The following is a 23815-nucleotide window of genomic DNA, read 5'->3' on the forward strand; positions in this document are numbered from 1 at the left end:
GCTCCTAGAGTAAGTAAGCAAAGAGTGGTAATGGCAAAGATAGGCGAGGGTTTCAAATAAATGCTCCAGGTGGATGGTCAGCGGAATCGGCACCACTCTTAAGAAAACTGTTGCCTCCGTGTTATCGGCACAATCCGGCGAATATTTAGTGGTTTTGGTGATCACGCATAGTTCACATTGCAACGCGCAAATGCATCTTCAACGTCGACAACGAACGAGGGTACAGCGTGTGCATATGGGCGCCTATTCGACCATTAGCTCGTATGTGGGGCTGTCAACTACGCGTCAGTAAGCAGACTTTTGCGAACGGCTGGACAAGTGACGGATTCGGGTCGGCTACGGTCCTCTGCGCGATGTGCGGTTCGAGAGTTCTGGCGCGCGTCGGCATCGAGCAGAGTTCGGCCAATACGCGACGCAGGTGACCGTTGACAATGCGTCACTCGGACGACCGCTTCCATCCGAAGGCGGTCGTTCCTAGCCAGATTTCGCGCAACAGCTTGTTCGGATGCCAGACACTCGTGAATTGGCATCGATGAGTTCGCAAAAGCGCCTTTCCCGGCATTCGTAGCGTGGCTAGCGATGTGTGTCAGCAAGCCCCAAAACATGCGATATACCTGCACGACCTTGGCGCCTTCGGGCAATCAATCACAATGATTATTTATTTGCCGTTATGTGCATAGCCATCCGCTGTCGTATCGACACTCACGCGGATAAGTACTTTGCTGGTCCCACTAATACCGCCGCCCTGATAGGTAAGAGAACCTTCTTTCTTGTAAAAAGTTTCAATACGATAAGCGTCTTTTCCAAAATAGAACGGGATAAATGCCTTACCTGTCGTGTAATCGTGAGAGTCATTCGGAGCACCGATCAAGTCTTCGACTTGCTTCTGACCCATACCAATCCGCACTTTCGCAAATTTGCTGTTCTTCGCAGGTGTACCGACCATTTCACCGTCGATTCCTCCGACATGGATTTTCTGGATGCTGCGGCCATCGTCGGTTGAAGTTGACTGATGGTTGCTTCCTGCTGTTGTCGACGATGTAGATGGCGAAGCCGTCGGCGTAGTCTGCGGTTGTGATGAAGTCTGTTGCATCGCCGAGCAGCCACAAAGCGCTATTGCAAGACCGGCAGCGACAATATTTTTCGTATTCATGCGATTTTCAATTTTTATGATTGCAGTGTTTAACAAGATGTTTCCATGCCCCAGTTCCGCGAGGTGCCGTTGAGCGAAAGCTCGAATCGTGTTCGGCCGCAGTCCGCCAGAGGATCGCGCGCTACCAGCCTACAAGTGTTGTCGGACTCAAAAACGGAAAACTTTAGATCTGTGCCCGACTTTCTTTCGTCCGAGTCAGGTCTCGTAACTTGGCGGCAGGGTTCCGGACCTTGCAGTAAGGCGTCGCAAGATGCACCTCGCTATGTGCCTGAAGACACGGCTGGTCCTTCAGATCGTTCAATTGAATTTCCGCATGCGGCAAGCATAAAACAGGCTACGGCGATAGCAGATAATTCATTGCGCATTTTTGTTACTTTCCCAGTTAATGAAACTACGCAAGTCAATGTATAGGCAGGCTGTCCGCTTTCTTTAACGTAAGCATCGGATCTACACCGTCGCGGATTTTGTTGACGCGCGAGAGGATCGGCTGCTAGCGAACGGGATCGATGTGTGAGGCGGCGGGCAGCAAAGGAGCGACGTTCCAGGGTAGCAGTTCGTCGATGCGGTTCACTGGGTGATCGGCGATGCGCTCGATGACGTAATGCAGGTAGGCTTCGGGATCAATGCCGTTCATGCGGGCAGATCCGATCAGGCTGTACATCGCGGCTGCACGTTCTCCGCCTGAGTCCGCACCGGCAAATAAAAAATTCCGTCTTCCGATTGCCACGCCGCGCAATGCGCGCTCGGCAATCAGATTGTCAGTCTCGGCCAGACCATCACTGCAGTAATAGACCAGCGCAGGCCAGCGATTCAACGAATACTGGATCGCTTTAGTGGTGTCCGATTTCGCGGAGAGTGTGAGAAGCGTCGTCTCGAGCCACCGTTTCATGTCATCAAGCAGCGGCGCAGCCTTCTCCTGGCGAACGCGCCGTCGTTCTTCAGGCGGCTTGCCACGAATGTACTCTTCGATGCGATAGAGTGCGCCGATGCGCTCGAGTGCCTCGCTGGTGATCGGCGATGCCCGAACAGCGTGTAGCTCATGTAGCTTTCGACGTGCATGCGCCATGCACGCTGCTTCGTGAATCTGACCGCCCAGATACAGATCCGCATAACCGGCGAAGGCGTCTGCCTGCAGTACGCCGGTGAAGTTGGCAAGGTGACGCTGTGGATGTTCGCCGCGACGATCCGGTGTATAGGCAAACCAGACGGCCGGCGCTTCGTCCGAACCACTGGGCCGATCATCGCGCACATACACCCAGAGCCGACCGGTCTTCGTCCTGCCATTGCCCGGCGCGAGCACCGGCAGCGGGGTGTCGTCGGCGTGAACCTTGGTGCCACCAAGCGCGTGGCGGCGCACTGCGTCGACCAGAGGGTTGAGTAGCCATGTCAGACTACCCAGCCAGTGGCCCATGGTGCCCGCTTCGATCTCGACGCCGTCGCGCGCGTACATGACGGACTGGCGATAGAACGGGATGTGGTATGCGAACTTCGATGTCGTGATGTGGGCGAGCAAAGCCGGACCCGGCAGGCCACGATCGATCGGCCGGCTCGGCGCTGCGGCCTGCACGATACAGTCGCAGCACGAACAGGCGAACTTGGGACGGCGATGACGGATGACGCGGAAGTGCGCGCGCACGTATTCAAGCTGTTCGGAAACGTCTTCGCCCAGCGGTTTGAGCGCGCCACCGCACCCCGGGCAGTGTTCCTCGAGGGGCCGATGCACACGCTCTTCGCGTTCGAGGTGATCGGGCAGTGGTTTGCGACAGGCACTCTCGCGCCGTTGCTGCGCCTTCTTTGAGTCAGCCTGGGTGGCCGCACCTTCGTCTGCCTGCAGGTCCTCAAGTCGCAGTTCAAGCTGCTCTATCTGACGCTCCACCTTCTCAGACTTGCGACCGAACTGCATGCGACGCAGCTTCGCAATCGTCAGCTTCAGATGTTCGATCTCGATTACGCGGGAACTGAGCTGGTCCTGCAATTCGACGACCCGCTGCGCGTTTGCGTGAGCCGACGCCGCATGCGCGCGAACCAGCGCCTTCAGCGCATCAATGTCGTCGGGCAGGTCGATATCGGTCAGATCCATTGCGACAGTTTACGACCATCTGCCGCACACGGATCATCGGGTAACAGACGTTTACAAAGCACTGCGCGGGCGTGCCGCTTCGATTGGTTGTCGCCAGTCAAACCCTTCGAGCAGGAGCGAGAGTTGAGCGGTGGTCAACGCCACGACGCCGGCGTCGGCGCGGGGCCATGCAAAACGCCCTTTCTCAAGACGCTTCGCAAATAAACATAGGCCGCCATCGCTCCAGTACAGCGCCTTCAGCAGATCACCACGGCGGCCCCTGAAGATAAAAACATGGCCGCCGTATGGATCCTTCTCAAGCACCATCTGTACCTTCGCCGCAAGGGAATTGAAGCCGGAGCGCATGTCAGTGACGCCGGCAGCGATCCAGATCCGTGTGTTTGCAGGCGGCCCGATCATCGCAGAATCCGCTCGAGGACCAGGCGCAATATCGTCGTGTCGGGCACGCCTTCTATCCGGACCGACGTATTGCCATGCTGAAGCTGAATGCTGCCCTTTGCAGCCTCCAGAGGTGCCGGCGCGTTCGTCGCTTCCGGAGCACGGGCCGCCGGTCGATCGGACTGTACATCGACAACGACAGGCAACATGGTCTGCGTCTGCGCATCTTCGATCAACAGACCCTGAGCGTACAGTTTGCGCCAGGCCCACACCTGATTGGCGTTGATGTTGTTGTCGCGAGCGACCCTTGCGACCGACGCGCCGGGTTCAAACGTCTGCTCGACGACCGATCGTTTCCATTCCAATGGATACCGTCGGTTCTGGCGCTTGGCAGGTAACTCGACTGTCTGAGGCACTGTGTCCATTCCCGTTTGTGGACAGAGTCGGTCACTCGTGTCCGTCGCAGGCGATGATTGCATCTTCTACGCAAGACGGGGAACGGTACAAATCAGATGCTTACTCTTTAACTGGGCTTATGTTTTTTTGGATCGTAGCTGATGCAGCGATGGTGTGCGGTCGTGGCTGTGGGATGAAGCAGGTTGTCTGATCGCCTTTGAGACGAACGGTTCAAGCGGCCCCCGGAGAGGCGGAGTCTCTTGCAGGAAATCGTTCGTGCATGTGACACACGTCAACCGAAGCCCTACGGCCAAGGTTGAGCGCAGTGATGTGTGGGGGCGCCTTACGCTAACCGCATTGGACAGTCGTCGCTCAAAATTCGGGCTCAGCGAAGTGAAAATTTGCCGTCGGATTGGCTGCTTTGCTTGCGTGAGCAGACGCCCATTTATGACCATCTCGAACGGCTGCTCAGGGTCGGGAGTGTGAGTTCGCTGATGCAGGAAGCCGCCGTCCGGCTGATCGATGCCGCCACCGTCAGCAATCTGCCAAATTGCTGACGTAGCATCCAGCCCGCGCCAGTGTCGGCAATGGCCGATGACGAGCGTTGGTCATTTACGATTCGACGGCCGGTTACGAGGTGTAGCCGACGCTTGAACGTCCGACCGCCGGTGCATGTGAACGGCAGGTTGTGGCCGGAACTGTGCCTGTCGTGACCGACGACAGGTGGCCGCACTGCGACAGCGGTGAGCGCCGCTTAATCAATTGCTGTGACTGACGTAGTGGCGAACCGCCGAGTGGACGACCGTCAGCGCCTCTGGCGGACACCTGAGCAGGAGTGACGATTCGGCGGTGATCGACATTCAGCTTATGCAGCATCGGGGAAAATTGCACTCAACCGTACGGCCTTAACGCCGTACGCGGCGGCTTGGGTCGCGCTGGCTTGGATCTACGCCGAGTTCTTTCAGGCGGGTGCGGAGTCGCTGGTTATCGGCAAACAACCCGGCAAACGCCAGCACGAACAGCAGCAGATAGAACCACTGGCCGCTGTAGTGAATCAGTCCCCACGCGGCACCCGCGCACGCGATGGCAGCGAGCAGAAGCGCCGCCTTGTCGAGTAGCCACTTCATGCCGCCGCCCGCTGGTGCGACGCGAGGAACGCATAGTTACCACGCGACGGACTACCCATCATGACTTCCGGGTGGCGCTGAATAAACGCCAGCATCGTATCGGGGATGACCAGCCCAACGCGGGCCGCTGTAGTCCGTGCAGTGGCAGCAGCAGTAGCACCGCTGGTGCATGTCATGGCGGCGTTCGCTGCAACAACCAGCGAGCCGACACATGCGCCTACGTAGAACGATGCGCTCAACGCGCCGATGACCGATAGCGCCTCCAGTGCAGTAGTCGCGCCGATTAGTTCCGCGACGGTTGCGCTCGGTCCCAGCGTCTTGAGTGCGCCCAGCATCGTGGCGACATTCGAAGCCGCCGCCTGAATAGAGCCAAACAGGCTATTGGGGGCAGGCAGGCCCAGCGCACTCATGTTCTGCGTAAACGCGTTGCCGAAATCGCCGCAAGTACTAGCCATAGCGTGTACCGTCATCAACTAGGGAGCACCGATTTTAACTGACAAGTAAGGCGAATTATTCGGTGCACCGTAGTTGATGCGCCATGCATGAACGCCAGCATCGGGCACGGCTGGAATCTGGGAGACTGTGCTGAAACTGGGTTAACTGACAGGCTTCGCACCTGTCTTTCCACCCCTGATCCATCGCCGCCCGGGAAGACCCCGCACAGTGACTTTCAACGGCTCAGTTCGACCCCACTACGGACGTCGGACCAAGCCCTACTTAGCCGTCCGATTCTAGGATGCAGTGGTCATTCACTCGCGGTCCGTGGCGTCGGGTCAGTTGTGGCCCCGGATGGCGACTCATTGCACTTCGGAAGCCGCCCTTCAGGCCCGGCCCGTTCAGGTGGCGTATGGATCGCGAATGCACAGGTTTCCAAAATTACCCAGGATCAACCCGGCGCCAGCTCAGCGACAGCTTTTGTTACAGAACGGTTTGCTGCAGTGCACCCTCGGGTTTGCCCGGTTGTCGTGGACGGATGCGAAGCATAGCCTTCGTAATGATTTGGTAATAATTTATTCGCATGTTGCCGGGTAAGCCAGCCGCTCTCGCGCTCTGCGCAATACGCACAGGTTTCACGACTGCGCTCCACACGCTGGCGTGTCAAACGACGCTCCGAATGACGACTGAAGTGTTGTGCGCTGTTCTCGCCGGCGCAGCTTCGACAAGCCTCGATCGAAACGTGCGGTTTGACCCAGCCGACATGGCCGCCGACGGTGGTCCTGCCCGGTGTGAGCATAGGTCGTGATGATTCCGGTGCGGCGCGGTCGGTTCCCCGCACGAACCTTATTTTGATCGTCGAGCACCGACAGACGCGTTGCCCGACGACGCAAGGTAGCCCTTTTGATGCAGACCTAAGGTTGATCTAGATGAACTCCGCTTACTCCTCAGCCGAAAGCGCGCATCACCTGTTTCGTTGTCGCCCGTATCTGGCTGCTGCTGCGATAGCACTGACATTATCTTCGTGCGGGGGTGGTTCCGACTGTCTGGACGAGGGCACTTGCTATACTGTCGGTGGCAGCCTTTCCGGGCTTCTCGCCAACAGTTCGGTTACCCTTCAAGACAACGGCACCGACAATCTGACGCTGAGCAACAATGGAGGATTTTCGTTTAACAACACGGTGGACAGCTCCCGCAACTTTAGCGTCACGGTTCTAACCCAGCCGGTCGGGCAGTCATGCACTATCTACCACCAGGATGGAAGCGGCTACGGCCCCGCCGACGCAAATGTTAACGTCGTCTGCACCCCAAACAGTCATACCCTGGGTGGCACCCTGAATGGCCTCGCACCGGGTACGACCATCACGCTGCAAAACAACGGTGCGAATTCCCTCGCTCTCGCAGCTAACGGCAGTTTCAACTTTCCCACGAAGGTGCGATACGGTGATGCTTATTCGGTTACGGTCTCGGCGCAGCCGATCCCACCAACGCGGACGTGCGTAGTGACTAACGGCACCGGCACCGTCCCGGACGGCGACATCTCCAATGTGAGTGTGACATGCCAATAACGCTGCGATGATGCAAACGTCCAATCGTGTTGGTTGTACGCAGGGCGCCGCTGGCGAGCAACACTAACGACGACCTGGGTGTGCCCTTCTTGGTCGGCCGCAATCGTTACCGCCCTTACCGGCACGGATGGCCTCTCACCGTTGCGATCCATATCCTTGCATGCAGCGGGCGACCATCCTTATTTCAACCGCCCGGTCCAAGAACAGCGACGTTGGCGATCGGCGATTCGACCCAGCCCTTGCAAAAGCCGATAACTGGATGCGCCGACCGAAACAATTCGGTCCCGTGGCGCCCGGGTCTCTAGACGGTCCGCCCAACTGCGAAAATACAGTCGCAATGGCCCGAGGTGAACACGCACACGCTGCCAAGCTCCGATTGTCGACAATCTTCACCGGAACGCCGATCGTCTCTAACTGGGCCGGTCACTGCCGGTCGTCGATTGGCGACACGCGACCCTGAACCGCCGCTGGGGTTGGTGAAACATTAATGGCGGCTTCCAGGACCGTTTCGGACATCGGCCCCCGCTATTCGCTGCACCTCGTAGCCGGTGGTGTGTGCATATCGTTCGTGCGACGTGACAGGGCGCGCTTGCCGTCTTGCTCATTCCTTGCTCTCAGGAAACATACATCCACCATTGCGGACCAGCGCCTTCACCTCTTCGCTCACCTGCAAGGGGCTTTGACTTAATCGAGCGACGAACTCCTTGCGGCGCCGCACGTAAGACTTCGAATCGTACTTTGCACTCCAAAGGACTATGTTGAGCACCATGGGAATGAGATCCAAGCCTTTTTCGGTCAGCGCGTAGAAGTCCTTGCGCCTGTCGTTGGGGCTGGGCGCCTTCGAAAGAATTCCTTGCTCCTCGAGAAAAGCAAGGCGGGACGCAAGGACATTGGTCGCGATTCCCTCTTCCGATTTCAGGAACTCGCCATAGGTCTTCTTGCCGACAAAAACGATATCGCGAATGATCAAGAGCGACCACCGGTCGCCGAAGAGCTCCACGCCGTAGTTCACCGCGCAATGGGACCGAATGTCTTCTTTAGATGTCGTCTTCATGGCTAAATATTAACATCGCTTGCGTATCACAAGTAAATTCCGCTGTTTACTTGTTTTTTGCAAGCAATGTGTCTAGCATGGTTGTTCGGGAGTACGAGCAGCACCCAACAACCAGGAGACTGCATGAGCACCGTCAGCATCATCGGCACGGGCGGCATGGCCGCTGCGATTGGCGGCCTTGCCGCCAAGGCCAGACACACCGTCGAGGTGATGAGTCGCGACGCCGCCAAGGGGCAGGCGCTCGCCGAGCAGATCGAAGCCGGCGCGACGACAGGAACGTACGGCGCCGCCCCGGCCGGAGACATGGTCGTCCTGGCGGTTCCCTACTCCGCCGTTCTTGACGTGGTGAAACAGTACGGCGAAGAGTTGGCAGGCAAGGTTCTTGTTGACGTCACCAATCCCGCCGCCTCTGGCCACACGAGCTTTGTGACCCCCGGCGACAGCTTCGGCGCGCTGGAGATCGCCAAGGCAGCCCCTGGCAATACGAAAGTCGTCAAGGCGTTCAACACTCAGTTCTCACACGTACTGGCTGCCGGTCCCGCCGAGGGCCACCCATTGGACGTGTTCATCGCGGGGGACTACGCGCAGGCGAAGGCACTCGTGTCGGCGTTCGTCGAGAGCCTCGGACTGCGCCCTATGGATACCGGGCCGCTGCCCATGGCGAGGACGCTGGAGCACGCCTGCCTGCTGTCGCTGGGTCTCCTCACCCACTCCGTCAAGCACACCAACTTCTCAATCAGCGTCAGCCTTCTCGGTTGAGTGCACCGGTACCACCGCTTCTCGCATCACATTACTCATAAGGATCATATGCACGTTTTCGTCACTGGCGGGACCGGCCAGGTCGGTTCATACCTCATTCCTGACCTCATCGCCGCCGGGCATGAGGTCGTCGCCTTGGCCCGGTCGGACGCGTCTGCGGCGGCAGTGTCTGCACTCGGCGCCAGGGTACGACGTGGAAACCTTACCGACCTTGACGATCTGAAGACGGCGGCGGCGGAGTCCGACGGCGTCATCCACCTCGGGTACAGGGCCGAACTGCTTTCGTCTGGCGGGATTACTGCCTTAGGCGATTCGGAGCTTTCGATCGTGCTCGCATTCGGCGAGGCGTTGGCGGGCACCGGAAAGCCACTCGTCGCGGCGGGGAGCATCGGCGCGCCCACGAACTTGGGACGGGCAGGCCCGCTCTTCGCACCAGCCAGCCTTGGCCGACCGGCGACCGAGGATGACCCGGCCCTTCCTTGTGGACCCATGGACGCGGGCACGCTGGTGGCTCGCAACATCGTGGAGACTGCTGTAGTGGGGCTCGCAGAGAGGGGCGTGCGTTCGTCGGTCGTGCGAATTCCTACCTTGGTTCATAGTTCGACCGGGCGCCTGCAACTGATCGGGCTCGCGAAAACGAAGGGCTTCGTCGGCTACCCCGGCGACGGCGAAAACCGGTGGCCCGCGGTGCACACCAGCGATCTGGCCTCCTTGTTCCGCCTGGCGCTCGAAAAAGGACCTGCGGGCAGGACCTGGCACGCGGTCGGCGACGAGGGTATCCGGTTCCGCGAGATAGCGGAGGCCATTGCCGCCCGCCTGGGCCTGCCCGCCGTGAGCATTCCCGCTGACGAACTGATGCTGCCAGGCTATTTCGGGTTCCTGACGGCGGTGGTGACGCTGGACCTCGCGGCGTCCAACGCGATCACGCGCCAGGTCCTCGGCTGGGAGCCTGCTCAGCCCGGCCTGATCGCGGACTTGGACAACGGTCATTACTTCCCTGCCGGCTGACAAGCTGACGGCAGGGAGCCGGTAGCAACGCACGCGGCCATCATACCCAAACTCATGAGTAAAACTGCCCATGAATATTACAAAACCCGCCATCTTCGCACTCGGCGCCAGCCTTCTCGGCTGAGCGCACTCGCAGAAATTCTCACACCACATCATCGACAGGAACCCTAACATGCACGTATTCGTCACTGGCGGGACCGGCCATTCCGGTCCGTACATCATCTCCGACCTCATCGCCGCCGGCCATGAGGTCACCGCCCTGGCTCGTTCAGACAAGGCGGTCGCTGCGGTGTCCGCACTCGGTGCGAAGGCGCGTCTCGGTAGCCTCGAGGATCTTGACGGTCTTAAAGAAGCGGCCGCCGCCTCCGACGGTGTCATCCATGTCGCACACCGGCAGGACCTGATTCCGGTCGGCGGGATCAACGCCGTGGCGGATGCGGAGCTTCAGATCATGCTCGCATATGGCGAGGCGCTGGCCGGAACCGGAAAGCCGCTGGTCTCATCGGGAAGCATCGGCTCGCCCGGCTGGGAAAACCTGGGTCGACCGGCCACCGAGGAGGATCCGCCTCTTCCCGGCGGCGATCCATACAAGAACACCTTGCGGGTTCGTAACATCGTGGAAACCACCGTAATCGGCCTCGCCGAAAAAGGCGTGCAGTCTTCGGTCGTTCGGATTCCTGAAATCATGCACAGCACGACCGATAATGCCGGCTTCCTTCCGCTGCTGATCGGGCTGGCGAAGAAAAAGGGTATCGTCGGTTACCCTGGAGACGGTGCGAACAGGTGGGCCGCCGTACACACACGCGACCTCGCCACCGTGTTCCGCCTGGCGCTTGAGAAGGGCGCCGCCGGCAGAAGCTGGCACGCGGTTGCAGACGAGAGCATTCCGTACCGCGAGATCGCCGAGGCCATCGGCAGTCGCTTGAAGCTGCCCGCCGTGCCCATTCCCGCGGACGTGCTGATGCTGCCGGGGTATTTCGGGTTCCTTGCGAATCTGGTCACGCTGGATACCCCGGCGTCGAATGCCATCACGCGCCAGACGCTCGGCTGGACACCAACGCAGCCCGGCCTGTTTGCCGATATGGACAATGGCCACTACTTCCCTGCCAGTTGAGCTAAGCGGACGGCAGGGACTCCCGCATCGCGCCGAGTCCGACCAGGACACCATCCCCCGGAGTGGTAGGAGAGTGACACAAGTGGCTCGGCGCACACGGAAAACATTATGGGCGAAAGCCTCGTACAGATTACGGGGATACCCCAACTTAGAAGGAGATTTTCATGAGCACTATTAGCATCATTGGCACAGGAGGCATGGCCACGGCGGTCGCCGGCCGTATCGCCAAGGCAGGACATTCTGTCGAGGTCCTGAGCCGCGACCCCGCCAAGGCGCGGGCGCTGGCCGATAAGCTCTCAGCGGGAGCGACCACGGGGATTTACGCCGCCGCGCCGACCGGCGATATCGTCATCCTCGCCGTGCCGTACGGCAGTGCGGCGGCGGTAGTGGCCGATTATGGAGACGCGCTCGACGGCAAGGTGATCATCGAAATCACCAATCCGGTCGCCCCGGACCTTTCCGGCCTCGTCACCCCACACGGCAGTTCCGGCGCGCAGGAGATCGCCAAGGGTCTTCCCGCCTCCGCGCACGTCGTAAAGGCGTTCAACACCATCTTTGGCCACGTACTTGCCAAGAGCGGACGCCTCGACGCTTTCATCGCAGCCGACGATGCGGAGGCCAAAGCGCGCGTCTCGACCGTAATCGAAAGTCTCGGACTGCGTCCGTTGGATGTCGGTGGCCTGCACATGGCCTCGACGCTCGAGGCGCTCGGTCTGATGATGATCGGCCTGGCGAAAAACGGCGCCGGCACCTGGGATATCGCCTTGAACGTCGAGATCGGCTGAATCACCGACGCCACGTCCTCACCGGCAGGTCCACAACCCCATTGGGAGCAAGTCATCTCTCACGTCGTTCTCATCAACCCATTCCAGTAGAGTTGTTTATCGACGGCGGCTTTTCGACCACATGAGAAGGTCACATATGGGCCGCATACCGGCTCGTCAACACAGCGCCGGTTGCCGTACGACCGTGCGGAAGAATGTTGCGACAAAGTCAGCCTATGCCGAAGCTTTCTGCATCGATAGGCGCTCAGAAAACGCCTTCGAAGCGGTGTCGATAATCTTCTGGTAGTACTCTTTGATTGGTCTCGGGGCGTGGTTATTCCACGCATCTGGGTGAAATGTCCTAAAACACTCGATGTCATTCGACCGGAAGTGCCAGAGGGCCTTTGGCTCAACCTCCACAGTCTGACGATTCGGAAGCACAGCTTTCAAGGCGCGATCGTACGTGTGTCCACTGCCGAAGATTATCAGGTCTGGCTTAAGCAGTTCGATTTCGAATTGGACGACCGCCACCGAGAAATTAAACAGATGAGCGGAATGCCCGATAGAGGTCCGAGAGTAGCCGCGCTTTGGGCGGTGCCAGTCCATCTTCATTAGATTGTTCCAGCAAACAGCCGCTCGATCGCCTCCAGCGAACGCATCAGCGAACCGCTTCCACTGCCGCAATAACTCACTATTGCCGGTGCCACAGGCGTATTGATTCTCGTAGCGAGCTTTCGCCATATCGATTCTGTCCGGACGCTCGTAGAAGGCTCCTAGCTTGCCACACCAACCGTTAGTTTCCTTCCCGATGAACATTACGCGGACGGGCGCATCGAGGTAACCCTGAGATACGCTGAGGAGAAACGGCGCCGATACCCGTCTCTTCAACGACGCCAGTTCATGCACGGCGTTCAGGCCAGAATCGGCACAGAACATATCGTTGCGTCGGCTAAACGCCGTGGAGACAAGGTAGGTGAAGCCGACTGCAGTCGCGAGAACGCTCTGCGGACCCGCTCCATCGATGTCACCGACCACCAACGTTGCGATAATGCCCGTGCGACGGTCGACGGGTACGGATCGACGACCGTCTGGGTTTTCAGCGTATCGTGATCCACGCGAATGGCTCCGGGGCCGTTGACGAGGTACAGATCGCCGACAGGGCCGATGGCGACGCCCGTCAGCCGATCGACGTTTCGAACGTACGTGGCGATGAAGCGTGCTCCGTGTGTATGCGGACAAACCCATACATAGAAGCGTCTGCGCTTTCCACCGATATGACGTGCCGCTTCAATCTCCGGAACACGTCTGAGCATTGGCGTGAAAGTACGAACCGACCTTCTGATATTGTCGTGTGGCTCCGCTATCTAACCGGAACGGTCCTTTTAATGGCCGTCTAAGGACGAGGTCGAATGTCCGCCGCCGCGCGATGCCGCCCGTCCCTGCTCTTACTCCACACGAACGGCTGACCAGGCAGCGAGACTTGTCCGGGGGCGGGAAAATGATAGCGGGGCGTGCCCGTCAGCTCTACTCTAAACGGCGCTGAACCTGTCTAACCGGGCAGTGTGTAAAGGGGTACCATGAGGAAGCTGTCGAACGCCAGACGTAGAACGAAGGGATCTGTCTCCGTTGTGTCAGGAATTGTGTCAATCACGGGCGCCCAACCCGTGGCCCGGGAAATGGCGCTGACTGTTCAAATACTTACCGCCGAAGGAATTGTGTCACCGCTCGCGGCTGCTTGACCGCGCAGTCCAGAGCTGGACGTATGCCGATAAGGCAGGGCTCCTGACGTATCCGGGCCTGCAGCAATCGGTGAGCCGAAACTTCAGCGGCTCGTCACTTGAAAGACCAGGTTCACCCGAGACAACACTCAAGATAGCCTTAAGCTTGCGAATCTGAATCATGGAAAGAGCACCACACAAAGCGCTCAGCAGGAGCAGACAAGGGCCAATAAGATTAGACACGCCACCTTGAGGTCGGACCACCAGAAGGACCCCGAGAAAGCCTACGAACGCAGCGACTCCATTTCGCGCGAGTAAGCGCTCCCCAAGCGGCCAGGGAGGGAGGCGAACGACAAAAACCGCCTCTGTCGCAGTCGCGATGGTAAGTGCGGTGCCCGCAATGGCATCCGCCAGTACCGCTCGATGTTCAGTCTCGGCCTGCTGACGCTCGTCAGCCTCGGCGGCTGTGCCCCAGCACCACCATCGTGACGTGCCTGCCAAACGGCGAAGCCGGCTTTGCGATCAGCTGCAGCGGCAGCGACGCGAGCTCGACCTGGGCCGAGTGCTACAGACGCGCGGGTGAAGTCTGCGGCAACCACGGCTGCGACGTGGTTTCGAAAGACGTCGACAGCGTCGGGACCTCGGGCGGAACAGCCGGTGGTATTTTCGGCGCGAACGTGAAGAACCGGTCGATGGTGGTTCGCTGCGAGCAATAGCGACCACGACGCTACGCGCGCCGTCGCTCGGGCGAGCGTCGGCGCCAGCGTCCTGAGCGAGGATCGATGCGCGCGGCGAAGGCGATCAGCACGCCGAACGCGACCGGGCAGATGCCAAGGAAAATGAATAACGCGGTCATGCTCGGGAACGAAGAAGTAAGTTTCCACGATTCCCTACGCTACGAAGGCCGGCGGGAGAAGGCAGTTAGGGAGCCGTGGAATTAAATGTCCAATCTATGGCGTGCAGATAGAGGTGGCGCCGTTGGTGCGGACGGTCAGATCGAGTTTATAAGTGGACGTGCCGGTTCATCAAGCTGCCGATTTGATCGCTGGCAGCTTCTCGAAGCCTGACAGCACCCGTGGTCCGACAATAACCGGCCAACGGTCGCGGACAAACTTAGGGTCTCGGGAACCCGAAGGTATCGGCGAGTTCACGCACATCGGTGAATCGCGGTATCTCGTTTGATATTTCGGCAGCCATGGTCACCGCCGTAACGGCTCCCGACGCTCCGCTGGCCGGCGCTGCGGGCGCCGGTATCGGACATGCGTTGCCGAACGGTCCCGGAGCGACCGGAATGGCCGGCGCGTCGGTACGCGCCGGACGAGTGAAATCCAGAGCGTATGCAAGATTGAACGTGCCGGAAGCATTGCCGCGTACGCCAACCGGATCGATGCCAAAGCGCCATTGAATCAGTTGGTGAATCGAACTCGGGTCAAACGGAAAGCGCGTCACGGTCGCCGCTGGAACACGCGGGCCGAGCAGTACGCAAGGCACACGAAAACCCAGCTTTCCGTCATTTCCAAGCGCCGTTTCTGCGTCGCTCATGGGACGCGTCGGGGGAATCACGTGGTCGTGGAAGCCGCCCCATTCATCATAGACGACGATCATCAGTGTGCGGTCCCAGTTCGGCCCGGTTCGCAGTGCGTCGTAGATCTGGCCGAGCAGGGCTTCGCCGTTGCGGATGTCCGCGTGCGGATGATCGTCTGCCGAGACCCCCTGCGCTTCGCCGGAGAAGATCGGATCGATCATGCAAAACGAGGGCAGTGTGCCGTTCGCGGCCTGGGTCAGAAACTGCGGAAACATCTGGGATATGCCCGTGTAGCGGCTCCCGAAGAGCGCGGTGAACGGTGTGTCGTGATAAAAATAGGTGGCGCTGACATTCTTGGCGGCCAGCTTGTCCCACATCGTCGGCAGTGTCGAAACGGTCGTCGTGTTGCTAAGCCGGTCCGTTGCGCCCGCATGCAGATAGATGCGATTGGGGAACGTCTCGGACAAAATGCCACTGAAGTAGAAATCGGAAACCGTATATTGGCTTGCTACACCCCGAAAGAAGTCGAGGTCGGCAGCCTGATAGAAGCCGATCGGCAGCAGGTCACCCTGCGTTTTGCTCGTCGCAGTCGACAGCAGGAAACCGTTCATCGCGCCATTGGCAAGGTGGATCCGCCCGCCGGCAAAGCTATGGTTCGGATCCGCGAAATTGCATGCCTGGTAGCCATAGTCGGGATTGGCGGACAATAGGAAAGGCGCATGCTGCTGTGCGAAGTTGTCGGTGAACAATTGGTTCGGCGGCATTCCCTCGGCGCCTGGTACCCAGCTCATGAAGTGGTCGAACGAACGGTTTTCCATCGTTACGAGCACGATGTGATCGATGCCCGAAGTCGTCGGATCGGGCAATACTGGGCGCGGCAACGTATAGCGGTTCGTGCCGTCGGGTGAGGGAATCTCATTTGCCGATGTGCTGCCGGTACTCGTACTGGTACTTCCGGCCGAACCGACCGTCGTGCTGCTGCCGCCGTCGGACGACCCGCCACATGCCGACAGCGCAAGTGCACCCGTGCCTGCTGCGAGGCCAGCAAGGAAAGTGCGACGGTCGATTCCACCCTTGTTGTTTTCACCGCTGTTCAATTTGCACTCCGTTGTATGAATTGGAGTACGACACGATTGCGCCACGAACACAACGCTATTGATTGCACCGTCAACGACGCAACCGACGTATCCCGTGAACGTCGTCTCGTACCAAAAGCGCCGATTCTCTAGGCGCAAAATGACAGCCGTCTGACGCGTGGGTAACAAATTCTCGGCGGTGACGCAAATAAAAACACTGCGCGAATGGAATAAAAATGACTCTGACTCGTTGCGGATCTATGTCGGTGGGGAACCGAAGAACTTTTTAATAGTCCAGACAAAAATCCTGATTCCGTAATAATGAGAGTGCCGCTGTCGTTACAATCTTTCTCGAACAGCGCTCGGAGGTGGCCGCTGGGGTAAACAACAACTGGAAACCGACGCCTCCTGGAACCCTGGTCTTAGATTGCTGGACCAACGATTCATAGCAATTCACCAAGCAATAGGAGGTACGAAGAACCGCGATGAAGCTGCCGGGCATGTTCCGCGGCAGTTTGTTGAAGACACGAAAACAACCGGGTTCGTGGCAGCTTCTCTCGCATCGCTTGGCATTGTTGGCGCGTCGGTTTCACCGATTGTGTGTGCAAGGGCCGGCATTCTGAGTGGAACCGTCATTCCGTACCGCCACTCGCTTTCTTTTACTTTACTTATCGCCGCTCGCAAATAGACCGACGGACGCTCTTTCCGTCTTTCTCGCTGCTCACGGTCATCGGGGATATTCGTTGCACCGAAAAATCACGCAGAGGGAGGTCGCGAGAAGGGTACGATATTTTGATTAAGGCGGAAGAGGTTCGCCGGATCGCACGGGCTTTCAGACGCGCAAGCCTTTCATATTTGAGAGCGCCATATGCACTTGGAGCGATGGCGGTATCTCCCTGTTCGTTGAGGTAATTGGCCTGTATGGACTGGTCAGATATCTTTGTGGCGGCAGCCCGCCCCCATGCCACGCAGCGTTCGTCGTCCGCCGAATCGTCCCACACGGGCTCGGCAATCCAACAGTATGCCGCTTGTCTCCCGGAGTAGGCGGTCGCATCCTCTGGCACGTCCGCGACCGCGCCTCCGAGCTGCAATACATAAAACTCCGAATCTGGAGTGGGGGCCGCATCAAACTCCCGGAGCAGCGTATCGATCGCATTGCTCGTGATACTCCCGGGCCTTTTCATCCATGACGACCGAATTGAACCGCGAGAGATCAAGCACGAGACCATCGTCACAGGTGGATAGGCCCGGTATGCTATGCCCGCCTCCACGCACTGCCAGGAGGGCATTGCACTGGGCTGCCGAGTCGATGTCCCTTCGAACGTCATCGACACTCTCCGCCTGCAATATGGCGGCGGGCCTGCGGTCCACAAGGCCATTCCACACCCGCCGCGCATTGTCGTAGTCTGGATGGTCACGACCGATCACCGGTCCTCGACATCCAGACGAAACGAGCTTACTGAGCAACCTTCCATGCATGGCGTCGAGAGCTCCTGGGGCTCACTTCTGATAACCCGCCTGCTTCACAGCGCGATCGGCGGCGGCGTTGCCCGCCTTCAGCGCTGCGTCCACACTGGTTTGCCCAGCAACGACGCCCGCAATCGCTTGCCCCACCACAGTCCCGAAGGACGGGAACTCGGGGATGCCTACGAATTAAATTCCGCTGTACGGCACCTTCCTGAGCGATGAGTCGTTCGGGTCGGCCGATTCGATCGCTCTCAACACCGTTGATCGTGTCGCCGGACACTTCTATTTCTTCCATTGCGAAGCAATCGGGAAAAGCTGCGTGCCGTTCACTGCGTCCGTGCTGGTGGCGCTGATTTGACCGGGCGGCGACATTTTGCAACTCCTGTTCCTGACTGACCGCGCCGATACTCCCGACACCGTCGGCGTCGCGCCTTCTGTTGAAGTTCGCAAATTTGTTAATGATGTCCTTGGCTCGCTAATCGTGCCCACTAACGCTGCTAGCGCGGCTTTCTACCGCATCACGAACTCACTGCCCGACACGACTGACTAAGCGCAGGACGACGCCGCGCAGACCAACATCCACACAAGGGGATGCTGAAGGCCGCAGCAGTGACGCACAAAGCGCCATACTGTATGGCGTTTTTGATCTGCGCACTGAGATGGGCACCTTCCGAAGATCAAAAAAATGACCTGTATTTGCACTAGCTGCCGCTTCAAGCGAATACAGCTATCACGCTCCTCTACAACCGCATTAGTCGAATTAGCGGACACAAACGCGTTAGCAAAATCAACGGACATCCGAGCGTGCGTGCTTTGCTGAAACGCAACGCCTAGAAAGGCTGTGAAACCGCTGCTATGCCTGATTTTGCGCCGCAAAAATACAATCTTACATTAGCGCAATCCATGGACATTCATAGCAGTTTTAAGGACTTCAACATCAGCTCAGTCAACGCAAGTCGTTGGACAGGGGGCCTCACGGTAAAGGAACGAGGGACTTGAGCCGCAGCGGAAAGGCGAAGAAGGTGTGCCACAGACTGTAAAAAGACGACTTGCCCGCGAGCCGTCCTCACTGCAACCGGACCGGAAATGGACCAGAAAGCAAAGATCCCGGTCACGCGGACTGGATCAAGTGCCGATTCTTTGGTAGGCCGTACTGGATTCGAACCAGTGACCAACGGATTAAAAGTCCGCTGCTCTACCAGCTGAGCTAACGACCCGAGCCACTCCCATTCATTCATCTCGCAAGCGTCGGATCGCCGCCCAACGCTAGCCTATTTCGATCGTGCGGCTCGCCGATCGCGGCGGTTCCTGTTTCGGCACGGTCAACGTAAGCACACCCTTGTCAAACTTTGCGAGCGCGTGGTCAGGGTCGGCGTTTTCCGGCATCGGGATCGTGCGCGTGAAGGCCCCATACGCGCGTTCAAGTCGATAGCAGCCGTCTTCCTCACTGTGCACATCCTGCTTTTTCTCGCCGCGCAACACCATCGCTCCATCCTCGACGCTGACGGTCAGATTCTCCCTTTCCATGCCCGGCAACTCGACAGTCACGCGCAGGACCTTTCCTTCGTCGACGACGTCGACGCGCGGCTGGAAACGCGATGAGCTGAAGTCGCCAAACCATCGATCAAGCGGGCCGCGGGTTGCAAACGGATCGTGAAAGAAATCCTCCATCGCACGCCACGGATCGCGGGCGAAAAGCCGCTGGATATCTGGCCATCCGGCACGCCATGTTTCGCTGGCCGGCGGACTTTGCGGACCGTCCGCATCGGGCTTGCGCGCTGAGCCGCGGAGAAATTTGAAAGGATTCCACTTTTTGGGGTCGGTGTTCATCTGCTGCTCCTCAATGATCTGGCAGGAGAGCCGGACCACGATGATCTGCATCCGGCGCCTCCACGAACCGGGCGGTGGCGACCTCGCAGTCGCCACCGGTTTTTCTCCGGTCGCCGTTGCTGGTCTTCCGGGTTCAGTTCGTCTGCACCTCGATTCGTCGCGGCCGTGCTTCGTCGCGACGCGGAATCGTCAGCTTCAGCACGCCGTCCTGCAGGTTTGCATCGATCTTCGACGTGTCGAAGTCCGGGCTCACGGAGAAAGCGCGCGCGAAATGCGGTTCACGGATCTCGGCGTGCTGCAGCTGCAGACCGGCGGGCGTCGGCACGACCGCTTCGGCCTCGATATAGAGGTTGCCGTCGTGCACCTTCACGTCGAGTTTGTCCTTTGTGACGCCTGGCAGGTCCGCCCACAGCGTGATGCCCTGGCTGTCCTCGAACACGTCCACCGCCGGTGTGAGTGTCCTCCGACGTGCTGACTGGTCGCCCTCGCGTCGCGCTACTGCATTCTGGTCGCGCTCAGCAACCTGTGTCCTGTCGTTCATGGCTTGCTCCTTGAATAACTGGCATTACTGGACGGTAATGACCCGTGGCTTCGACGCTTCGCGCTTGCCGACGGTGATCGACAGGCAGCCGTTGGTGTAGCGGGCCTGCACCCTGTCGGGGTCAGCGTTCTGCGGCAGCTCGATCACGCGTCGGAAAATGCCGGTGAAGCGCTCCTGCGCATAGGTGCGGGTGTCGTCATCGGTCCCGGCCCGGGCAGGCTTGCGCTCACCGCTGATCGTCAGCAGGCCCTTGTCGATCGACACGTCGAGGTCGGCCAGCGTGAGGCCCGGCGCGAACGCGACGATTTCGATCGAGTCGTCGGTCGTCCCGATGTTCACCTGCGGAAAGGCCCCGAAGCGGCCCGAGCGGATGCTGGACGGGAAGCCGCCGAACAGGCTGTCCATCTGCCGTTGCAGACGGTCAAACTCACTGAACAGGTCGGTTCCGGAAAAGAGATCACTCATCGTATCCTCCTTCGATGCAGCGAGGAGGCGAACGGGCCTACGCGCTCCAGTCCGCCTGCCAGGCCGCTGGCAAACAAATCGAAACACGCAGCGCACCGGATGTGACCGGCGCAACTGCCTGAGCGAAATCAAAGATAGAACCTACGGTGAAAATTTCAAGGGGTGGTGGTGAAATTCCTGTCTTGAAAATCCCCTGCCAAATAATATTATCGCGGTGCATTGCAACGGAAACGGAGGACACCATGGAATTCGATTCGGACTGGCTCACGCTTGGCAGACATCGCGTCCGGCTGCGCTCGACCAGAGGCTTTCCGACGGAATTGATGCGTAGCGCCGCGGAGGTCGTGCGCCTCGCGATTGACAACAACATGAGCGCCCGCGCGCGGCTGGTCGAGATCGTCTTCCAGCAGCCCCACACATACGATATCGCCGTTGGCACGACCCTGGCGGAAGACAGCGTTTGTGCGCCGCAACTCGAAGCGGCGATCGCGCTCGTGCTCGGCCTGCTGTCGGAGCAGGTTAACATCATCGTGACGACAGTAAGCCAGGAGGAAGTCGACCTGCACTTCGGCGTGTATGAGCGCATGCTGGTCGAAAAACTGGGCGTGGTGCCGCCAATCCAGTGATGACCAGCGTCATGCCGTCGAGATGCAGCGCGGGCAGTCGATAGCCTAGCGACTTTCCGGCGCCGGTCGGCATCGTGGCCAGCGTATCGCGCCGTTCCAGCACGCTGCGCATGATGTCCTCCTGCCCGGCACGCAACCTGGCGATACCGAACATATCGCGCATGGTCTTGCGCATGCTGCGAAGGCGCTAGTCGCGTGTCATGAAGTCAGACGGCGGCCGGGAAAAGCGGGGAAATTCATGCGCAGTTCTTCTCTTTTGCTGGTCGTGATCCGGTAACTAGCAACCGCCGTGCCGAGAGTCGTCTATCCTCGAGCCTGACCTTGATCCAGCAGGCTGGCCGGTCGAATGCGCGACAGGCCGCAATCGCGCCGGTAATCGATGCGCGTCGTGTATTGAAGGGTGCCCAGTCATCCCTTGCACTCGCCACGGACACGATGCACGCCAGCCTGGTGCGGTGGATGACCGCACGATTGCAGTCAGGCAGCGTAGACATACGGCGCCTGAAAACAGCAACGGGCGTTTCCAGTCCAGCGAAGCGACGAGCCCGGGCACGAGCGTTCCGCGCGCCGCGGACCCGTGAATAGTTTCTTGGCCCAGTTCATGCTGCGCTCGCTTTAACCGGCAGGAGGCCATCATGAAAACCCGCATTTTTACTTACGTCGAATGCCCATGCGGACATCGCGGAGCCCTCATCGAAAGCCTGGACATCGGCGATTTTTCCGACCACCGGTACCGGACGTGGCTGCGTAACCTGACCCATGCCGGGACGTACGACGGAGGTGACGGACTCTTTGCAAAAATGAAGCCCGGCTGCCCAGCGTGCGGTCGAAGTCTGGGCCCGGACGATATCGTCGGCCGCAGTGAGTTGCAGGGGTCGGGCGAAGTGCTGCGGCCAAAAGATGATTCAGGATCAGCGAAGACAACGCTCAGCATCGGTTGCTGACAGGCGGGGCCGCGCGTCCGGTTGGTGGCTTCCGGCGGTGCCGTGTGACAGCCCGCTGTTGCGCTGAAACCCATCGCTGGCAACTTCGCTTTCACTCTGTTCAGCCTGGGAATCATCGGCACGGGCCTGCTCGCATTGCCAATACTCGCGGGGTCTGCAGCCTATGCAATGGCGGGTGCGTTTAACTGGCGAAACAGCCTCGCCCTGAAACACAATTGGTAAAACGTTTCTAAGGCATCATCGCCCTGTCGGCGCTAGTCGGTCTTGTGATCGGCTTTACAAGGATCGATCCTATCGAGGCACTTTACTGGAGCGCTGTGATCAACGGCGTGGTTTCCGTCCCGATCATGGGGCTGATCATGTTCACAGCGGCGAATCCAAACATCATGTGCAGCTTCATCATTGCAGTGCGCCATCGCATCACCCGCTGGACCGCGACGATTGCCATGGGCGCTGCCACGCTCGCCATGTTGGGGTTCATGCTCGCTCCTTGAGTGCGTGAGCAGTGCGGGCGCGCGAACCACATTGGATTTATGTTTCATACTTAATTCGCCCTTCCAATGTCCGCCCTTAATGGAATCCGTTCTGGAGCGCCAGGCCCGCATCTCCGTTGAGGAAGAGGACGCTCGACCCGCGCCCACGTCGGAAACAGTCGACCACGGAAGAAATGATGAACTGCGAACGATCGAGAAATCGACAGTCCTTGGCGGATCAGGGCGAACGGGGCAACCGCGGCATTGCCTTAGCTGTGTTCGCAGATCAAAGGCTTCAGCTGCGTTTCCCTTCGCCTCCTGTCCGTTTTCCTGAAGGTCTGTGATCCGTTGCTTCCTGTCGGGAAGCGTTCGACCTCAAGCCACCCTCAGATGGATAACGGCCTATCGTCCAGCAGACGGGGGGCCTTCCAACGGCGAGCACGTGCGCATAGTTCGCGGCCGCCGACTGACCCGTGTCTGATCGGCTCCTGAACTGTTCGTCAATCGCCTCACGATTGGAGCCCAGACGCGTTCCTGAACACACTGGCGAGTCAATCGGGCTTCTTCAGTCCGCTCGGATTCTCAGGTCCACCGCGCGTCACCCCTTGATCGGTCGGCGCGCTCGCCCCGCGGTTATCAGGCGCTGTCTCGCGTCGTCCGGAGGCCGCCGACCCAGAATGGGGCGCGCGGATTGCTCCAGGCACGCGCGATCGATCGTCGCTCTGAGGCGCCTCCGCGACGCTAGCGCCTCGCATCCCCGCCCCCGAGCGGGCCGCCCCTCCACCACTCGCTCCCGCCTCGCGGGCCGCGCCTGTATTCTGCGCAGATCCAGTCGCCGCAAAGATCGACATCAGCGCTGCAGCTGCGAAGCTTTTAAAGAGGACTTCCATTTTCGTCTCCATCGCCAGGTGCACGCATCCGTCGGTGCGCGCGCGTTAACTCGACAAATCGCTGCTGACACGCCGAAGGCTTCTTCCGGGAAGGCGGACGGGCTCCGCCGAATCCTCACCGCTCTGATTTGATGATCGCCGCGACTGGGCCAAACGGCAGGCATCATGAGCAGAGCGAACGCCACCCCGTGTCTTACGCCCGTCGAGGGCTCGACGAAATCTGAAGTGCGGTACGCGGCCCCTGGGACGTCACAAAGACACTCACTTGAGCACGTCTTCACCGGAAGGTCGCCTCCATTTGGAAGTTGCACCCTGAGGCGGCCTGCACGAGGCAGGCCATGCTACGCGCTTTGCAGAGGGGTGCTTTCATGTTAGATCCGCTGAACGACGGGACCAGCATTTTTGTTACTTCCGACGAAATTCC

At 59.3% G+C, this 23815-nt stretch carries 23 protein-coding genes, 1 tRNA gene and 3 pseudogenes; 10 read left to right on the forward strand and 17 right to left on the reverse strand.

The features are described from left to right. Positions 1–658 precede the first annotated feature (658 nt). From P0D73_RS40645 to P0D73_RS40670, 6 genes are all read right to left on the reverse strand, one after another. On the reverse strand, positions 659–1153 hold the full coding sequence (locus P0D73_RS40645) for a hypothetical protein (protein WP_408319399.1): 495 nt from the start codon (positions 1151–1153) through the stop codon (positions 659–661). 490 nt (positions 1154–1643) lie between these two features. Beyond that, on the reverse strand, positions 1644–3233 hold the full coding sequence (gene tnpC / locus P0D73_RS40650) for an IS66 family transposase (RefSeq protein ID WP_408319397.1): 1590 nt from the start codon (positions 3231–3233) through the stop codon (positions 1644–1646). A 51-nt stretch (positions 3234–3284) separates the two neighbouring features. Further along, the gene (tnpB, locus tag P0D73_RS40655) at positions 3285–3632 is read right to left on the reverse strand and encodes an IS66 family insertion sequence element accessory protein TnpB (protein WP_408319395.1); all 348 of its coding nucleotides are present in this window, start codon (positions 3630–3632) and stop codon (positions 3285–3287) included. Continuing rightward, on the reverse strand, positions 3629–4027 hold the full coding sequence (gene tnpA, locus P0D73_RS40660) for an IS66-like element accessory protein TnpA (RefSeq protein WP_408435585.1): 399 nt from the start codon (positions 4025–4027) through the stop codon (positions 3629–3631). The genes tnpB and tnpA overlap by 4 nt, the downstream gene beginning before the upstream one ends. An 885-nt stretch (positions 4028–4912) precedes the next feature. After that, entirely contained in the window at positions 4913–5134 is a 222-nt protein-coding gene (locus P0D73_RS40665) for a hypothetical protein (RefSeq protein ID WP_408319393.1), read from the reverse strand. Next, positions 5131–5589 carry a hypothetical protein gene (locus tag P0D73_RS40670; protein WP_408319391.1) on the reverse strand — a complete coding sequence of 153 codons (459 nt, stop codon included), beginning with the start codon at positions 5587–5589 and terminating at the stop codon, positions 5131–5133. Before P0D73_RS40670 ends, P0D73_RS40665 begins: the two co-directional genes overlap by 4 nt. A gap of 909 nt (positions 5590–6498) precedes the next feature. Between P0D73_RS40670 and P0D73_RS40675 the strand changes: the two genes are divergently transcribed. Beyond that, entirely contained in the window at positions 6499–7137 is a 639-nt protein-coding gene (locus P0D73_RS40675; protein WP_408319389.1) for a hypothetical protein, read from the forward strand. 601 nt (positions 7138–7738) lie between these two features. Here P0D73_RS40675 and P0D73_RS40680 read toward each other — a convergent pair. Then, positions 7739–8191, reverse strand: coding sequence for a winged helix-turn-helix transcriptional regulator (locus P0D73_RS40680; RefSeq protein ID WP_408319387.1), 453 nt, complete (start codon positions 8189–8191; stop codon positions 7739–7741). A 123-nt stretch (positions 8192–8314) separates the two neighbouring features. Here P0D73_RS40680 and P0D73_RS40685 point away from each other — a divergent pair, with 123 nt between their 5' ends. The 4 genes from P0D73_RS40685 to P0D73_RS40700 all read left to right on the forward strand — a co-directional run bounded on the left by P0D73_RS40685 (position 8315) and on the right by P0D73_RS40700 (position 11857). Continuing rightward, the gene (locus P0D73_RS40685) at positions 8315–8950 is read left to right on the forward strand and encodes an NADPH-dependent F420 reductase (RefSeq protein WP_408319385.1); all 636 of its coding nucleotides are present in this window, start codon (positions 8315–8317) and stop codon (positions 8948–8950) included. A 48-nt stretch (positions 8951–8998) separates the two neighbouring features. Then, positions 8999–9958 (forward strand): SDR family oxidoreductase, encoded by a 960-nt coding sequence (locus P0D73_RS40690; RefSeq protein WP_408319383.1) that lies wholly within the window; start codon positions 8999–9001, stop codon positions 9956–9958. A 172-nt stretch (positions 9959–10130) separates the two neighbouring features. Continuing rightward, the gene (locus tag P0D73_RS40695) at positions 10131–11072 is read left to right on the forward strand and encodes an SDR family oxidoreductase (protein ID WP_408319381.1); all 942 of its coding nucleotides are present in this window, start codon (positions 10131–10133) and stop codon (positions 11070–11072) included. Positions 11073–11236: 164 nt separating this feature from the next. After that, positions 11237–11857 carry an NADPH-dependent F420 reductase gene (locus P0D73_RS40700; protein WP_408319379.1) on the forward strand — a complete coding sequence of 207 codons (621 nt, stop codon included), beginning with the start codon at positions 11237–11239 and terminating at the stop codon, positions 11855–11857. Positions 11858–12070: 213 nt separating this feature from the next. Here P0D73_RS40700 and P0D73_RS40705 read toward each other — a convergent pair whose 3' ends face one another. After that, positions 12071–12871 (reverse strand): uracil-DNA glycosylase family protein, encoded by an 801-nt coding sequence (locus tag P0D73_RS40705; RefSeq protein ID WP_408319377.1) that lies wholly within the window; start codon positions 12869–12871, stop codon positions 12071–12073. Positions 12872–13977: 1106 nt separating this feature from the next. On the opposite strand from P0D73_RS40705, the pseudogene P0D73_RS40710 reads away from it, so the two are divergent. Then, positions 13978–14270, forward strand: a pseudogene (locus tag P0D73_RS40710) (hypothetical protein). A gap of 397 nt (positions 14271–14667) precedes the next feature. On the opposite strand, the gene P0D73_RS40715 reads toward P0D73_RS40710, so the two are convergent. The 8 genes and pseudogenes from P0D73_RS40715 to P0D73_RS40750 form a co-directional block, all read right to left on the reverse strand. Next, positions 14668–16176, reverse strand: coding sequence for an alkaline phosphatase family protein (locus P0D73_RS40715; RefSeq protein WP_408319375.1), 1509 nt, complete (start codon positions 16174–16176; stop codon positions 14668–14670). 1104 nt (positions 16177–17280) lie between these two features. Then, positions 17281–17634, reverse strand: coding sequence for an FAD-binding protein (locus P0D73_RS40720; protein WP_408319373.1), 354 nt, complete (start codon positions 17632–17634; stop codon positions 17281–17283). A gap of 21 nt (positions 17635–17655) precedes the next feature. Further along, a pseudogene (locus P0D73_RS40725) lies at positions 17656–17880 on the reverse strand (sugar ABC transporter substrate-binding protein); the annotation flags it as partial. A gap of 883 nt (positions 17881–18763) precedes the next feature. Beyond that, a tRNA-Lys gene (locus P0D73_RS40730) sits at positions 18764–18839 on the reverse strand. Between the two features lie 49 nt (positions 18840–18888). Further along, positions 18889–19452, reverse strand: a complete 564-nt coding sequence (locus P0D73_RS40735) for an Hsp20/alpha crystallin family protein (protein WP_408319407.1) — start codon at positions 19450–19452, stop codon at positions 18889–18891. 133 nt (positions 19453–19585) lie between these two features. Further along, entirely contained in the window at positions 19586–19993 is a 408-nt protein-coding gene (locus tag P0D73_RS40740; RefSeq protein WP_408319371.1) for an Hsp20/alpha crystallin family protein, read from the reverse strand. A 24-nt stretch (positions 19994–20017) separates the two neighbouring features. Beyond that, positions 20018–20458: an Hsp20/alpha crystallin family protein gene (locus tag P0D73_RS40745; RefSeq protein WP_408319369.1), complete on the reverse strand. Its 441-nt coding sequence runs from the start codon at positions 20456–20458 to the stop codon at positions 20018–20020. A gap of 37 nt (positions 20459–20495) precedes the next feature. Further along, entirely contained in the window at positions 20496–20702 is a 207-nt protein-coding gene (locus P0D73_RS40750; RefSeq protein ID WP_408319367.1) for a hypothetical protein, read from the reverse strand. On the opposite strand from P0D73_RS40750, the gene P0D73_RS40755 reads away from it, so the two are divergent. After that, on the forward strand, positions 20701–21084 hold the full coding sequence (locus tag P0D73_RS40755) for a hypothetical protein (RefSeq protein ID WP_408319365.1): 384 nt from the start codon (positions 20701–20703) through the stop codon (positions 21082–21084). The two genes, P0D73_RS40750 and P0D73_RS40755, sit on opposite strands and share 2 nt — an antisense overlap. Here P0D73_RS40755 and P0D73_RS40760 read toward each other — a convergent pair. Then, positions 21068–21259: pseudogene (locus P0D73_RS40760) on the reverse strand (DEAD/DEAH box helicase); the annotation flags it as partial. The gene P0D73_RS40755 and the pseudogene P0D73_RS40760 sit on opposite strands and share 17 nt — an antisense overlap. 460 nt (positions 21260–21719) lie before the next feature. Here P0D73_RS40760 and P0D73_RS40765 point away from each other — a divergent pair. The 3 genes from P0D73_RS40765 (at position 21720) to P0D73_RS40775 (ending at position 22522) form a co-directional block, all read left to right on the forward strand. After that, complete coding sequence (locus P0D73_RS40765) at positions 21720–22028, forward strand: hypothetical protein (RefSeq protein WP_408319363.1); 309 nt, start codon at positions 21720–21722, stop codon at positions 22026–22028. Positions 22029–22142: 114 nt separating this feature from the next. Further along, on the forward strand, positions 22143–22250 hold the full coding sequence (locus P0D73_RS40770; RefSeq protein ID WP_408435593.1) for a hypothetical protein: 108 nt from the start codon (positions 22143–22145) through the stop codon (positions 22248–22250). Positions 22251–22294: 44 nt separating this feature from the next. Continuing rightward, entirely contained in the window at positions 22295–22522 is a 228-nt protein-coding gene (locus tag P0D73_RS40775) for a hypothetical protein (protein ID WP_408435587.1), read from the forward strand. Positions 22523–23815 lie beyond the last annotated feature (1293 nt).

Origin of the sequence: Paraburkholderia sp. RL18-101-BIB-B (genome assembly GCF_046026985.1) — a bacterium.
Classification (GTDB): Bacteria; Pseudomonadota; Gammaproteobacteria; order Burkholderiales; family Burkholderiaceae; genus Paraburkholderia.